This window comes from Nonomuraea sp. B10E15, assembly GCF_039871615.1.
Lineage (GTDB): Bacteria > Actinomycetota > Actinomycetes > Streptosporangiales > Streptosporangiaceae > Nonomuraea.
In genome coordinates, this window is sequence record NZ_JBDPMB010000009.1 from 1 (window position 1) to 13,238 (window position 13,238).

At 71.5% G+C, this 13,238-nt stretch carries 14 protein-coding genes; 8 read left to right on the forward strand and 6 right to left on the reverse strand.

What is annotated here, in order from left to right:
* Positions 1-167 precede the first annotated feature (167 nt).
* Genes ABGB14_RS24595 through pip form a run of 3 tightly spaced genes read left to right on the forward strand, consistent with a single transcriptional unit; the run spans position 168 to position 2,562 of the window.
* Positions 168-560 carry a RidA family protein gene (locus ABGB14_RS24595; RefSeq protein ID WP_347646182.1) on the forward strand — a complete coding sequence of 131 codons (393 nt, stop codon included), beginning with the start codon at positions 168-170 and terminating at the stop codon, positions 558-560.
* Positions 557-1,555, forward strand: coding sequence for a nucleotidyltransferase domain-containing protein (locus tag ABGB14_RS24600; RefSeq protein ID WP_347646183.1), 999 nt, complete (start codon positions 557-559; stop codon positions 1,553-1,555). Before ABGB14_RS24595 ends, ABGB14_RS24600 begins: the two co-directional genes overlap by 4 nt.
* 47 nt (positions 1,556-1,602) lie before the next feature.
* Positions 1,603-2,562 (forward strand): prolyl aminopeptidase, encoded by a 960-nt coding sequence (pip, locus tag ABGB14_RS24605; RefSeq protein ID WP_347646184.1) that lies wholly within the window; start codon positions 1,603-1,605, stop codon positions 2,560-2,562.
* 245 nt (positions 2,563-2,807) lie between these two features.
* Here the strand turns inward: pip and ABGB14_RS24610 are convergent, their stop codons facing one another.
* Together ABGB14_RS24610 and ABGB14_RS24615 are read right to left on the reverse strand one after the other, a co-directional pair.
* On the reverse strand, positions 2,808-3,977 hold the full coding sequence (locus tag ABGB14_RS24610) for a Cmx/CmrA family chloramphenicol efflux MFS transporter (RefSeq protein ID WP_347646185.1): 1,170 nt from the start codon (positions 3,975-3,977) through the stop codon (positions 2,808-2,810).
* 320 nt (positions 3,978-4,297) lie between these two features.
* Positions 4,298-4,786 carry a VOC family protein gene (locus tag ABGB14_RS24615; RefSeq protein WP_347646186.1) on the reverse strand — a complete coding sequence of 163 codons (489 nt, stop codon included), beginning with the start codon at positions 4,784-4,786 and terminating at the stop codon, positions 4,298-4,300.
* A gap of 86 nt (positions 4,787-4,872) precedes the next feature.
* On the opposite strand from ABGB14_RS24615, the gene ABGB14_RS24620 reads away from it, so the two are divergent.
* On the forward strand, positions 4,873-5,808 hold the full coding sequence (locus ABGB14_RS24620; RefSeq protein WP_347646187.1) for a YafY family protein: 936 nt from the start codon (positions 4,873-4,875) through the stop codon (positions 5,806-5,808).
* 19 nt (positions 5,809-5,827) lie between these two features.
* Here the strand turns inward: ABGB14_RS24620 and ABGB14_RS24625 are convergent, their stop codons facing one another.
* Positions 5,828-6,076, reverse strand: a complete 249-nt coding sequence (locus tag ABGB14_RS24625) for a winged helix-turn-helix domain-containing protein (RefSeq protein WP_347646188.1) — start codon at positions 6,074-6,076, stop codon at positions 5,828-5,830.
* Between ABGB14_RS24625 and ABGB14_RS24630 the strand changes: the two genes are divergently transcribed.
* Complete coding sequence (locus tag ABGB14_RS24630) at positions 6,069-6,929, forward strand: MvdC/MvdD family ATP grasp protein (RefSeq protein ID WP_347646454.1); 861 nt, start codon at positions 6,069-6,071, stop codon at positions 6,927-6,929. The two genes, ABGB14_RS24625 and ABGB14_RS24630, sit on opposite strands and share 8 nt — an antisense overlap.
* 44 nt (positions 6,930-6,973) lie before the next feature.
* Positions 6,974-8,077, forward strand: coding sequence for an ATP-grasp peptide maturase system methyltransferase (tgmC, locus tag ABGB14_RS24635; RefSeq protein WP_347646189.1), 1,104 nt, complete (start codon positions 6,974-6,976; stop codon positions 8,075-8,077).
* 69 nt (positions 8,078-8,146) lie between these two features.
* Here tgmC and ABGB14_RS24640 read toward each other — a convergent pair whose 3' ends face one another.
* Positions 8,147-8,935, reverse strand: coding sequence for an alpha/beta fold hydrolase (locus ABGB14_RS24640; protein ID WP_347646190.1), 789 nt, complete (start codon positions 8,933-8,935; stop codon positions 8,147-8,149).
* Positions 8,936-9,097: 162 nt separating this feature from the next.
* Here ABGB14_RS24640 and ABGB14_RS24645 point away from each other — a divergent pair, with 162 nt between their 5' ends.
* Both ABGB14_RS24645 and ABGB14_RS24650 read left to right on the forward strand, forming a co-directional pair.
* Entirely contained in the window at positions 9,098-9,517 is a 420-nt protein-coding gene (locus ABGB14_RS24645) for a YciI family protein (RefSeq protein WP_347646191.1), read from the forward strand.
* Entirely contained in the window at positions 9,518-10,777 is a 1,260-nt protein-coding gene (locus tag ABGB14_RS24650) for a sigma-70 family RNA polymerase sigma factor (protein WP_347646192.1), read from the forward strand.
* Positions 10,778-10,995: 218 nt separating this feature from the next.
* On the opposite strand, the gene ABGB14_RS24655 is transcribed toward ABGB14_RS24650, so the two are convergent.
* Positions 10,996-11,928: a DUF5996 family protein gene (locus tag ABGB14_RS24655; protein ID WP_347646193.1), complete on the reverse strand. Its 933-nt coding sequence runs from the start codon at positions 11,926-11,928 to the stop codon at positions 10,996-10,998.
* An 87-nt stretch (positions 11,929-12,015) separates the two neighbouring features.
* A complete protein-coding gene (locus ABGB14_RS24660; RefSeq protein WP_347646194.1) occupies positions 12,016-13,218 on the reverse strand; it encodes a hypothetical protein in 1,203 nt (400 codons plus the stop codon).
* Between the last annotated feature and the right edge of the window lie 20 nt (positions 13,219-13,238).

Sequence of the window (13,238 nt, forward strand, 5' to 3'; positions counted from 1 at the left end):
CACCCAAGACGGCCTGTCCAAGAAAGAGATCATCCGCTGCCTCAAGCGCTACATCGCCCGCGAGCTCTATCGGGTCATCACCAGAACTGATCATGAACCCAGTGCTTGACATCAATAGGAGCATCCCGACCCTCGGCCCGCGCGCCGGCTCCCGTACGGTTCCGTCCATGACAGAGCGACGCGCGATTCTCAGCGGCTCCACCTTCGAGGAGCAGATCGGGTACGCCCGCGCCGTGGTGGACGGCGACCGGGTGCACGTGTCGGGAACGACCGGCTTCGACTACGCGACGATGACCATCTCGGACGACGTGGTGGAGCAGGCCGCCCAGTGCCTGCGCACCATCGGGGACGCCCTGGCCGAGGCCGGCTGCACCTTCGCCGACGTCGTACGAGTGCGCTACCTCCTGCCCGACCGTGCGGACTTCGAGCCCTGCTGGCCGGTCCTGCGCCGGTGTTTCGGCGACGTGCGGCCGGCCGCCACCATGCTCGTGTGCGGTCTCGCCGACCCGCGCATGAAGATCGAGATCGAGGTGGACGCGCGGTGGGGCGGCGCCGCATGAGCGTCTCGCCGCGCTGGAGAGAGCTGCACCGCGACCGCGTGGACGAGGCGGTGCGGAGGTTGTCCGCGATCCCCGGCGTGCACGGCCTGATCGTCGGCGGCAGCGTCGGACGCGGCGAACCCTGGCCGATGTCCGACATCGACGTGCTCCCCCTCTACGACGGCGACCCCGAGCGGACCGCGGCGCACGTCGAACGCGAGCAGGCCGAGCTCGTGGACTGGTGGGCCGCCAGCGGCCGGGCTCAGACGCTCGACCTCGGCTGGCTGGCGTTCACCGTCGCGGAGGCGGGGGAGGCGGTGTCGGCGGACGCGGCGTGGGCGGTGGAACGGCTGACGCGTGACCGGCGCTGGTTCCACGGGATGGACAAGGCCTTCCGTGGACGTCCCGCCGACCTCGGCGACCTGCTCACGGGCCGCTTCGTGGCCTGGCTGACGGAGATGCGCTTCCATCCCGCCGTGGTCGAGGCCAGGATCGGCTGGTGGTCGCGGAGCGCGGCCGAGGCCCGCGATCGGGCCCATCGGGAACGCGCGGCGCAGCGCCTGGACGCGGCCACGTACGAGCTGCGGGAGGCGGCGCGGGCCCTTCGCCTGGCCGTGCTGGAGCGGTGGGGCGAGCGGCTGGGCTCCATGGGCAGGGAATGGACCAGGTTCGAGCGGATGGCGGCCGCTCGTGGGGAGGAGGCCCTGGCCGAGCGCATCGCCCTCCTGGCCGGCGCGCGTGCCGGCGACGCGGCCGAGCGTGAACGGCTGGCGCCGCCGTGGTTGCGTGAGCGGATCGACCTGTGCTGGGAGGCCCGCCAGGCCGTGGGGGAGCAGGTCACGTACCAGCAGAACGCCCGCGACCAGCTGGCCGCTTTCGACGTGCACGTCGCCCGCCACCGCCCGGATCTGGCGGGCCCCTGGACGGGCAGCCCGGACCCCGCCCTCGACGACCGGCTCCGCCGGCTCGACGTCCTGCTCGCCGAGCATTCCGACGGCCGGTCCTCAGATATCTAAGTGCTGTTACATTTATCCAAGCACTGTTACATTTGAGAGGGACCGCCTTGAATTCCCCCATCGAGCCGTACGAACACGGCATGCTCGACGTCGGTGACGGCAACCTCGTCTACTGGGAGGTCTGCGGCAACCCGGAGGGCAAACCCGCTCTCGTCGTGCACGGCGGGCCGGGCTCGGGCTGCTCGACCAACGTGCGCCGCACCTTCGACCCCGAGCGTTACCGGATCGTCCTGTTCGACCAGCGCAACTGCGGGCGCAGCCGCCCCCATGCCGCCGACCCGGCGACCGACCTGAGCGCCAACACCACCCACCACCTGATCGCCGACATGGAACTGCTGCGCGAGCACCTCGGGATCGACAGGTGGTTGCTGTACGGAGGGTCGTGGGGGTCGACGCTGATCCTCGCCTACGCCGAGACCCACCCCGAGCGGGTGTCGGAGATCGTCATCCCCGCCGTCACGACCACCCGCCGCTACGAGATCGACTGGCTCTACCGGGGCGTCGGGCGGTTCTTCCCCGATGCGCTGGAGCGGTTCAGGGAAGGAGTGCCCGAGGCCGACCGTGGCGGCGACACGTTCGCGCTGCTGGCGGCGTACGCGCGGCTGCTGTCCGACCCCGATCCCAAGGTGCGGGAGAAGGCCGCCACCGACTGGATCACCTGGGAGGACGCGGTGATCTCCATGGAGGTCAACGGCAAGCCGAACGCCTACAGCGACCGGCCCGCCGACGCGGTGATGGCCATGACGCGCATCTGCTCCCACTACTTCTCCAACGGCGCGTGGCTGGAGGAGGGAGCGCTGCTGCGCGACGCCCACAAGCTGGCCGGCATCCCCGGCGTGCTGATCCACGGCCGCCTCGACATGGGCGGCCCGCTGGAGACGGCCTACCAGCTCGCCCAGGCCTGGCCCGGCGCCGAACTGGTCGTGGTGGAGGACTCCGGGCACACCGGCAGCACGACGTTCAGAGACGCGATCTTCGCGGCTCTCGACCGTTTCGCCGGCACGTGAGAGCGAACCCGCGGCTCGGGATCATCTGGGGGATCAGGACGGTGCCCCTGGTGACCATCGCCTCGCCGTCGGTCGGGTGAGCCGCGGGTTCGTACGGCCCGCAGGGGAAAGGGCGCGGCCAAGCACCGGCGTCCGCATCGCCGTGCCCCGGCCCCCGTGCTGACCTGCTGTTACGCTAACCGCGGCGGACGTGCGCACACCACCGGTTTTTCGCCTGCGGCCGGTGCGCGCGCTCCGGTCGCGGATCAGGGACGGGCCGCCACGCCGCGCGGAGCCCGCCCGACCGTGCCCGCGGCTCCCGCCACGACCAGCGCGGCGACCACCAGCGCGGCGCTCACCCACAGCGGAGAGCGGAAGCCGAGCCCGGCCCCGATGGCGAGCCCGCCGAGCCAGGGCCCGGCTGTGGCGCCGACGTTGAGCGCCGCCGTCGCGAAGCCGCCGCCCAGGGTGGGCGCCTCCGACGCCGCGTAGAGCGCCTGGGAGATCAGCGTGGAGCCGACGGCGAACGACAACGTTCCCTGCACGAAGACGAGCACGATCGCCGGCGCCGGCTCCCCGGCCGTCATCGCGAACGCCGCCCATCCGGCGGCCAGCGCCACCCCGCCGCCCACCAGCAGCCCGATCGGACGCACGTCGGCGAGCCGCCCGCTGATCGTCACCCCGGCGAACGACCCCAGCCCGAACAGGGCCAGCATCGCCGGCATCCAGCCCGGCCCGATCCCGGTGGCCTCGGTGAGCAGCGGGGCGAGGTAGGTGAACGTGCAGAAGGTGGCGCCGTTCACCAGCGCGCCCAGGAGCAGCAGCACCAGCAGGCGCGGGCTGCGCAGCGCCCGCGACTCGCCCCGAGCAGTGGGCCCGTGGAGGTCAGCGGGGGCGGCGGGGACCGATCGTACGACCGCGACGATGGCCGGGAGCAGGGCGGCGGCCACCGCCCAGAACGCCGAGCGCCACCCCCACACCTCGCCCAGCAGGGCGCCTGCGGGCACGCCCGCGACGCACGCGAGCGTGATGCCGCCGAGCAGGACGGAGGTGGCGCGGCCCTTGGCGTCCGGCGGGGCCAGGCCGATCGCGGTCGCCATGGCCACGGCCAGGAAACCGGCGTTGGCCAGCGCCGCCACGACCCGGCTGACCAGCAGGACCTCGTAGCCGGGAGTGACCGCGCCGGCCACGTGGGCCAGCAGGAACGTGAGCAGGAAGGCCAGCAGCGCGCGCCGCCGGGGCCAGCGCAGGCTCAGCACCGCCATCAGCGGCGCGCCGGCCACCATTCCCACGGCGAAGGCCGACGTCAGCAGCCCCGCGGCGGGGACGGATATGTGCAGGTCTCGCGCGATGCCCGGCACCAGCCCGGACAGCATGAACTCGGACGTGCCCTGGGCGAAGACCGCCAGCGCGAGCAGGTAAACGGCGAATGGCATGAGAAGAACTCCGCGACCACGATCGGGCAGGCCGGACGTCGGCCCGCCGATGGAAGAAGAACCTGACGGCGGCGCGCGAGAGCGGCGCACGGCTCAGGTGGGAAACAGCCCGCAGCGGTGATCCGAGTGGCGAGCGGTCGCGGGACAGCGAGGATCCCGGCCTCAGCGAGGCCGGGCGAGGCGACAGCGCGAATCAGCCACCGGACGACCGGTGGCTAGCGTCTTGACGCCTCAGGGCTGGACATACGCGGCAACCTAGCAACCCTGCGGGCGGCCCGTCCAACGCTTTCCTCGCCTCATGCCCTTCCCGGTGCCGGCGATCACCGGTCTCTGCCAGGGAAGAAGTCCGCGCTCTGGACGTACTCCATCGCTTTCGTGAACTCCGGGTCACCCAGGCGGCGCTCCATCTCCTCCTCCGAGACGTCCTCGATGTGGGTCTGGATCCAGTAGAGGTTGCCGAACGGGTCACGCACACGCCCCACCCGGTCGCCGAAGAACAGATGGGTGACCTCGGTGACCGACGTCCCACCCGCCTCGACGGCCCGGCGGTGGACGGCGTCGGCGTCGGGGACGTACAGGCGCAGGAAGGCGGGGGTGGGCGGCCAGTCGGGCTGGGCGTCGAACATCATCACCACCGCGTCGCCGACGCGGACCTCCGCGTGCCCGATGCGCCCGTCGGCGCCGGTCATGCGGCCCAGCTCGACGGCGTCGAAAGCGGCCTTCAGCCAGTCGATCAGGCCGGCCGTGTCGTGGCCGATGATCCACGGCGTGACGCTGGTGTAGCCCTCGGGTATCGCGCTGACGGTCATGATTCCTCCTGGTGCGAGTGGGTGCGGACCACGCTAGACGCCCAGTAGGTCAGGACTTGTCCTATATGTCGGGCATGCTGAGATTTATGAGCGACTCCCGCCTCCTGACCCTGCTGTCCCTGCTCCAGACCCCGCGCGAGTGGCCGGGGGGCGAACTGGCCGAACGACTCGGGGTCAGCCGCCGCACGGTCCGGCGCGACGTCGAACGCCTGCGCGCCCTCGGCTACCCGGTAGCGGCCAGCATGGGCGCCGACGGCGGATACCGGCTGGTCGCCGGCACCGCGATGCCGCCCCTGCTGCTGGACGACGAGGAGGCGGTGGCCATCACCGTCGGCCTGTCCACCGCCGCCCGGCATCCGGTGCAGGGCATCGAGGAGGCTTCGGTACGCGCCCTGGCCAAGCTCGAACAGGTGCTGCCGGCCCGCCTGCGCCATCGCGTCGGCGCGCTCGGCGCCGCCACCGTGCCGATGCCCGTGCCCGGCGCGCCCGAGGTCGATCCCGAACTGCTCGCCGCCCTGTCGATGGCCGTGACGGGAAAGGAACGCGTGCGCTTCGTGTACCGGACCAACGACGGCACGACGGGCGGGCGGCTGGTCGACCCGCACCGGCTGGTCGCGGCCGGGCGGCGATGGTACCTGCTCGGGCACGACCGCGACCGCGACGACTGGCGGATCTTCCGCATCGACCGCATCGCTGATCTGCTGCGGACGGGCGCCAGGATCGCACCGCGCGAGCCGCCGGCCGACGCCGCCGCCTACGTCGCGGACCAGCTCTACTCCACCGCCCCCGCGTACGAGGCCGTCGTCACGCTGCACGGCCCCGGCACGGAGGTCGTCAGGGCGCTCGGCGAGGTCGTCGGCGAGGACGAGCGGACCTGCCGGCTGCGCATGCACGCCGACACCCTGGACTGGCTCGCCTTCCGGCTGCTCTCGCTGGGCTGCGAGTTCGAGGTGCACGAACCGGCCGAGCTGGCCGCGCACCTGCGGAAACTGGCCGCCCGCCTCACCCGGGCCGCCGGCTAGACCGCGCGGACCGCGCCGCTCAGCCCTGCGCCGGCCAGCTCTCCCGGTCGGCGACGAAACTGCCCCGTTGCGGCAGGGTCATCACCCAGCCTTCCTCGCGCAACAGGGCAACGGCCTGACGGGCCGTGTCACGCGCCACCCCATGGTCTCGGACCATCTCTGATTCGGACGGAAGCCGGTCGCGAGGGCCCAGCTCTCCGTTCTTGATCCGCTCCCTGATGATCGCCGCCACCTGCTGGTAGATCGGCGTTGGGTCAAACCTGTCCACACGTCTCGATCCGGGCCGCGACTTCCCCGCCTGCCTGGATCTTTCCGCCTGGTACGGCGACGGCGAGCAACGCGCCACTATCGCCACCACGTCCCGGCACGTGGAATTGGCCCAGGTCCAAGCCGTGTACTACCGGCGGCCCACCCCGTACCTCCACGGACCCGCCGCACCACAGCACGCCCGGTTCACCGCGGCGCAGGCACGATTCGGGCTCGGGGGTGTTCTGGCGTCGCTAAGGTGTCCGTACATCAACCATCCATGGCGGATCGCGGCAGCCGAACACAAGCCGCTGCAACTCGCCACCGCTCGTACCGCAGGATTCACGATCCCGGCGACGCTGATCACGAACCGCATGGCTGACGCACGCGCCTTCGCCGATGAGCATGGGCCGATCATCTACAAGCCGCTGCGTATGACACCCCTCGACGGCGCGGACGGGCAGCCGGCAACCATCTGGGCGACGCCAGTGAACTCCGACCAGCTCGACCAACGGGTGAACCACGCTGCCCATCTGTTCCAGGCCCGTGTCCACAAAGCCGCCGACATCCGAATCACAGCCGTAGGAAATCGCTTGTTCTGCGTCCGCATCGAATCCGGGATGCTGGACTGGCGGCAGGACTACGAGAAACATCGTTATGTGGTCGTCGACCCTCCTCCTACCATCACCGAGGCGTGCATGGCCTATCTCAAGCACCTGGACCTGCGCTTCGCCGCGTTCGACTTCGCCGTGACCGACGATGGGCGGTGGGTGTTCCTCGAAGCCAATCCGAACGGTCAATGGGCATGGCTGCAAGACGCCACCCGGCTACCGATCGCACCTGCGATCGCTGACCTGCTCCTGGAGGGGAAGTGAACGCACACCACGGCGAGGACCTGGGGATGCGGCTACGCCGTGGCTTGGCCGACCAGCTGAGGGAAGGTCGCGACCTCCGCAGCCCACTGTGGCGTCGCGCGGTCGAGACAGTGCCCCGCGAGGCATTTCTGCCGGACGACGTGTTCCGCAACATCGACGGACGGTGGGAGCCGGTCTGTCGTGCCCAGTTCGGTGACGAAGCGTGGCTGCGTCTGGTCTACGAGGACCGGACCATCGTCACGCAGCGCAATGAGATCGGCGAGCCGACCTCTTCTTCGACGCTGCCCGGCCTGGTCGTTCGCATGTTGGAATACCTTGACCTGCACGAAGGGGACAAGGTGCTGGAGATCGGCACAGGCACCGGCTATTCCACGGCGCTCATGTGCCAGCGACTCGGCCCCGAACTGGTCACCTCCATCGAAATAGACCCCGCCGTGGCCGAACGCGCCGCCGCGGCACTGCGCGGGCTCGGTCACGAACCAGAGCTGATCACTGGGGACGGACTCCACGGCCATCCGGGCAGCGCACCCTACGACCGGATCATCGCAACGTGTGCCGTGCGCCACATCCCCAGGGCATGGCTGCGGCAGAGCCGTACGGGCGCGATCATCCTGGCCACCTTGTCGGGCTGGCAGCACGGATTCGGCCTGGCCAAGATGACAGTTGACGGTCCCGGCAGCGCGCATGGCGAATTCCTGCCCGGCCACGTGTCGTTCATGATGGCTCGCCCTCACCGCGCCCCGCTGCCGGACGCCGGCCTGCCGGGCAGGGGCGGGTCACTCCGCCCGGCAAGCCTCGACCCCAACGACATCTGGGCAGACTGGACCTCCACCTGGGTGGCTCAGCTCGCCGCCCCCGACACCCAGCACTCGCTGGTCCTCGCCGATGACGGGCCCGCCGAGCATCTGCTCACCGACCACGTCTCACGGTCATGGGCGTGGATCTCGGCGAACGGCGAGGGGTGGGTGGTCCGCCAGAACGGTCCACAACGATTGTGGGATGTCATCGAGAGGGCGATCCACACCTGGGACGGCGCAGGACGCCCCCACCAGTCCGCGTTCGGGATCACCATCACGCCCAGCGCCCAACAGGTATGGCTGGGAACCCCTGACGGCCCGAGCTGGCATCTGCCCACCTCCGCCGGTTGATCCCCGGCCGTACGTCAGTGAACGGCGGCGGCGAAGCCGCGTACGTGGCGGGCCGGCTCTACTCCTCAATCAGGCCGCGCGGGCCGAGCCGGCCAGGAACTCCAGCACCAGCGGGCTCGCGACCTCGCGGAACTCCTCGAAGTACGCGTGCCGCGCCCCCTCCACCATCCGCAGCCGCGCGTCCGGGATGCGTTCGGCCAGCAGCGGCGCGTTGGCCGCCGGGTTGAACACGTCGTCGGTGCCGTGCACGATCAGCGTGGGGGCGGTGATGGAGGGAAGCGCATCCCAGCTGTCGTGCCCGGCGCTGGCGGCCAGGTGGCGGCGCCGCGCGTACGCCGGCATGCTCGGGTCGCCGACGGTGCGATGCGGGCCGGGGTGCGTGGCCAGCCAGGCGGGGGTGTACATGAGCTCCAGCAGCGCCCGCTCGGCCGCGGCCCGGTCCGGCTGGGCCAGCGACCTGCGGACGTCGTCGTCCCGCTCGAACCCGTGGGCGCCGCCCGGCGAGCTGCACCCGAGCACCAGCGCCCCGACCCGATCCGGATGGTCGGCCGCCAGCCACTGGGCCACCCGCCCGCCCATCGACGTGCCGTAGATGTGCGCCCGTTCCACGTCCAGCTCGTCGAGCACGGCCAGCACGTCGGAGGCGAACCCGCGGGTCGTGTACGGCTCGTCGGGCTTGTCGCTGTGGCCGGTGCCGCGGTAGTCGAAGGTGATCGTGGTGTACGACGACCCGAAGTCGGCCCGCACCGGGTCCCACCAGCGGTGGTCGTTGGCCTGGCCCTGCAGCAGCACGAGGGGCGGCCCTGCGCCGCGGATCTGGTAGGACAGCTTGACGCCGGTGGCGTTCGCGTATGGCACGCCTTCGATGGTGCCCTACGCGCGGGCCCGTACGTCATCGGGGCGGTCACGGGCGTGGACGGCGGCGGCGTGCTCGTGTGAATCTTTTCCGGGAACGTGTCCGGCACGCGGCCTCGGCTCCGACGTCCCTGGCGAGAGGCAACGGAGGAAGGAATCACCACGATGAAGTACATGATCCTTTCGTACGGCTCGCAGCGTGACTACGACGTGCTGTCGGGCAAGGACTCCGGCGGCGAGGCCGCGTGGAAGCCGGAGGCCGTGGAGGCGATGGTCGCGTTCATGACCGAGTTCAACAGGGAACTGGAGGAGTCGGGGGAGCTCGTCGAGACCCGGGGCCTGGCGGCGCCCGTACACACCAGGAGGCTGGAGTCGAAGGACGGCCGGCCGGTCGTCACCGACGGGCCGTACGCGGAGACCCAGGAGGTTCTCGCCGGCTACTGGATCGTCGACTGCGAGAGCTTCGACCGCGCCACCGAGATCGCCGCCAGACTGGGGCGGTGCCCCTACCCCGGCGGCGCCTACGACGACGCCTACGCCGACGTCAGGCCCATCGTCGACGCCGCGGCCGACATGGGGTTCTGAGTGACGGACGAGCCGGTGACCGAGGACCTGCTGCGCGAGCTGGCGCCGCAGGTCCTCGGCGCGCTCGTCCGGCGGTACGGGCACTTCGCGACCGCCGAGGACGCCGTGCAGGAGGCGCTGCTCGCGGCCGCCCTGCAGTGGCCGGACGAGGGCATGCCGGACGACCCGCGGGCCTGGCTGATCACCGTGGCGTCGCGGCGGCTGACCGACCTGCTCCGCAGCGAGCAGGCGCGCCGGCGCCGCGAGGACACCCTCGCCTCGTGGACGCTGCCGGAGGAGTGGCTGTCGCCCGCCGCCGACCAGCCCGCCCCGGCGGCGGACGACACGCTGGTCCTGCTGTTCATGTGCTGCCACCCGTCGCTCGCGCCCGCCTCGCAGATCGCGCTCACGCTCCGCGCGGTGGGCGGCCTCACCACGCGGGAGATCGCCCGCGCCTTCATGGTGTCGGAGCACACCATGACGCGCCGCATCACCAGGGCGAAGAACCAGGTCAAGCGGAGCGGGGTGCCGTTCCGGCTGCCCGGTGAGGGCGAGCGGTCCGTACGCCTCGGCGCGGTGCTGCACGTGCTCTACCTGATCTTCAACGAGGGCTATTCCAGCTCCTCGGGGCCGCACCTGCAGCGCGCGGAGCTGGCGGCGGAGGCGATCAGGCTCGCCCGCGTGGTCCACCGGCTGCTGCCCGACGACACCGAGGCGGCCGGGCTGCTCGCGCTCATGCTGCTCACCGACGCGCGGCGACCGGCGCGTACGGGCCCTGACGGCGCGCTCATCCCGATGGCCGAGCAGGACCGCGGCCTGTGGGACGCCGCCGCCATCGAGGAGGGCATCGCTCTCGTCACCGCCGCGCTCTCCCGCCGCACGCCCGGCCCCTACCAGCTCCAGGCGGCGATCGCGGCGCTGCACGACGAGGCGCGCACCGCGGAGGAGACCGACTGGCCGCAGATCGTGGCACTGTACGAGCGGCTGCTGGAGATGTCCGGCAACCCCATGGTGGCGCTCAACCACGCCGTCGCCGTGGCCATGGCCCGCGGCCCTCAGTCGGGCCTCGACCTGCTCGAACGCCTCCAGCACGACGACCGGCTGGCCGGTGACCACCGGCCGTACGCGGTCCGCGCGCACCTGCTGGAGATGTCCGGCGACCACGCGGCCGCCCGCGAGGCGTACGAGGAGGCGGCCGGTCGCGCGATGAGCGGGCCCCAGGAGCGCTACCTGCACGCCAGGGCCGCCCGGCTCGCGCCCGACGGCGCCCCCCGCGCATGAGCCGCCGGGAAAAATCGCCTGACGGGGAATGTCCGGCCGCCTGGCGGGGTTATATGACGCGTGGCCGGTGTGATCAGTGTCCCCGGGCCTCACCTATTGCCTTCGCGGACTACCGTTCGGCTGGAGCCGCGTTGTGCCTTTCGCCGAGAGGCGACCTGCACACCGGTGCGCACTCGTGGAGCGCCCGCCCTCTCCGGAGGGCGGGCGCTTCGCGCTTTTCAGGCCCTCCCGTAGTAGGGGTCGGTCACGCCGCCCGGGGAGGCCAGGGCCTCGGTGTCGAGCCGGGTCAGCCTGGCGCCCGCCAGGTAGGCGCTGTCGAGGAACTCCAGCACCGCCGCCACCGGGTCTTCCATGCCCCGCACGTCGTCGTAGCGGAGCACGGCCAGGTGGCTGCCCCTGGCCGGCAGCCATTCGGCCTGCGCGGGCCGCAGCGGCTCGCGCTCCAGCCCTTCGGGCTCGGGCGCGGTGTAGGAGTAGAACGCCGGCCATGGACGTTCTTTGTCGCCGAACCAGAAGCCCGAGCTGATGACCTCCCAGCTGTAGGCCTCGCGGGTCACCGGGTCGGTGTCGGGCGAGACCCGGACCACGCGCCCGGTGAACCGGGTGACGGCGACGTCGAACGTGTGCCAGAAGTGGTGCACCGGGCTCGTCTTGCCGGCGAATCCGGCGGCGAACCGGTCGAGGAGCTGCACCACCTGCGACAGGATCCGCCAGTAGCGGTTGATCAGCACGGGGTCGTAGCGGGCGTGCAGGCTGTCCTCGGGGAACGGCGTGTCGTCCCCCATGTCGAACGGCACCGCCCAGATCTCGGGCCGGATGCCCAGCCCGGCCAGGGTCTCGAACAGCCGGTCGTGGAACGACGCCACGGACCGCCCGATCAGGCCGAACTCCGCGCTGCGCCCGTCGAGCACGTCGATCAGCAGGCGGTGGCGGACGAGGTCGAAGTCGATGCAGAACAGCGGCTGCTCGCCCAGGCCGCCCATGGGTCGCGTGGTGAGCCCTCGCCCGGTCGGGTGGAAGGGCACCTGCCACCAGTGGTTGCGCCGGTTGCTCGACGCCAGCCGGATCTTGCCCACGATCTGCGCGAACCTGTGAAAGGTCTCCTTGGCCTCCGTCCACTCCGCGAGCGGCATGGCAGGGAACAGCTCCATGACGGCCCCCCTTCTGGTGCTGCCCCGCCATCGTAACTACCGCACGTGTTCGAACAGCTCTCCGGGGTCATGGGCGGAGGCCGGAGCTCATCCCGAGCTGACGTATTTCCTCGGCCGCAGCGCGTGTGCGCGCAGCGCCGCCAGCGCGGCCAGCTGGCCCGGGCGGCGCATCCGCACCGCCAGCTCGTCGCTGTAGGCCAGCTCCAGCGCCGTGAGCTGGGCGACCAGGTCGGTCACGGGCGCGGCGACGTCCTCCAGGCTCGTCGCGGGATGCCAGCCCTCACCGCCGACCACCTCCGCCACCCGCTCGCGCAGCTCGGCGGGCGACATCAGGGTGCCGTCGGCCAGCAGCATGAGCGCGGCCTCGCGGGCCGACACCTCGAACTCGTGCTCGCCCCTGGCCAGCAGCAGCTTGGTGACCGCCCTCCACATCGCCTTCGGGGACTTGAGCAGGCGCTTGCCGCGCTCGGTGATGATCAGCTTGGCGCCGTCGCGGCTGATCGCGCCCAGCTCGCGTTCGGCGAGCTCGCGCAGCCTGAGCGCCTCCGGAGACGGGGCCAGCCGCAGCGGCAGGCTGCCTTCCGAGGCGGCGGCCAGGGAGAGCAGCCGGTGCAGGGCGGGCAGGGGTTGCGGGGTCACGGGCGCGTGCAGGCGCACCTCGAACGGCTGGGCCAGCTCGCGCCTGGCCGGGCCGCGGCCCAGCACCCAGCGGTTGAGCCGCTCGCCGTGCACCCGGTTGAGCCAGCTGTCGCCGCCCAGCTCGGCCCGTGGCTCGGTGAGCCAGCGGCGGGTCAGCGCGGTGCGGTCGACGCTCGCGCGGGCGACGATGGCCAGCTCGAGCGCGGCGGAGCAGGCCAGGTGGGCGCCCAGCTCCTCCGGGCCCATGATCATGCTCCACTGGAGTTCCGGCACGTCGGGCGGGAGCACGCCCGTGGCCTCGAGCGCCTGCTGGTAGGCGCTCGCGCCGGCGTCCTCGCCATCGCGGGTGTACGTGCGCAGGATCTTGATCGTCGTGGGGGACGTGCACAGGTCGGCGTACCGCTCCAGCCCGCCGAGCCGCAGCAGTTGGCCGAGCGAACGTGCGAGGCGCTCGTGGTCGCCTCCGGGCTTGAGCGGCCCTACCTTGATCGGCAGGGTATACCAGAGAAACTCGCAGACGTCGAGCTGGGTTACCGTCTCCAACGGCTCCCCACCCGTCAACCATTCGACGGCGGTCCTGGCCTCTTCGGCAAGGTCCGGCTGAGAGCGCTCCAACTCGGCGAGAAGGGCGGTGACATCCGGTGCACTCATGCCTCGAAGTTTGCCGTATC

Bases quoted from the DNA above. Each gene is read 5' to 3' on its own strand.
- ABGB14_RS24595 (WP_347646182.1), top strand. From the start codon at position 168: ATGACAGAGCGACGCGCGATTCTCAGCGGCTCCACCTTCGAGGAGCAG.
- ABGB14_RS24600 (WP_347646183.1), top strand. From the start codon at position 557: ATGAGCGTCTCGCCGCGCTGGAGAGAGCTGCACCGCGACCGCGTGGAC.
- ABGB14_RS24610 (WP_347646185.1), bottom strand. From the start codon at position 3,977: ATGCCATTCGCCGTTTACCTGCTCGCGCTGGCGGTCTTCGCCCAGGGC.
- ABGB14_RS24615 (WP_347646186.1), bottom strand. From the start codon at position 4,786: ATGACCGTCAGCGCGATACCCGAGGGCTACACCAGCGTCACGCCGTGG.
- ABGB14_RS24620 (WP_347646187.1), top strand. From the start codon at position 4,873: ATGAGCGACTCCCGCCTCCTGACCCTGCTGTCCCTGCTCCAGACCCCG.
- ABGB14_RS24645 (WP_347646191.1), top strand. From the start codon at position 9,098: ATGAAGTACATGATCCTTTCGTACGGCTCGCAGCGTGACTACGACGTG.
- ABGB14_RS24655 (WP_347646193.1), bottom strand. From the start codon at position 11,928: ATGGAGCTGTTCCCTGCCATGCCGCTCGCGGAGTGGACGGAGGCCAAG.
- ABGB14_RS24660 (WP_347646194.1), bottom strand. From the start codon at position 13,218: ATGAGTGCACCGGATGTCACCGCCCTTCTCGCCGAGTTGGAGCGCTCT.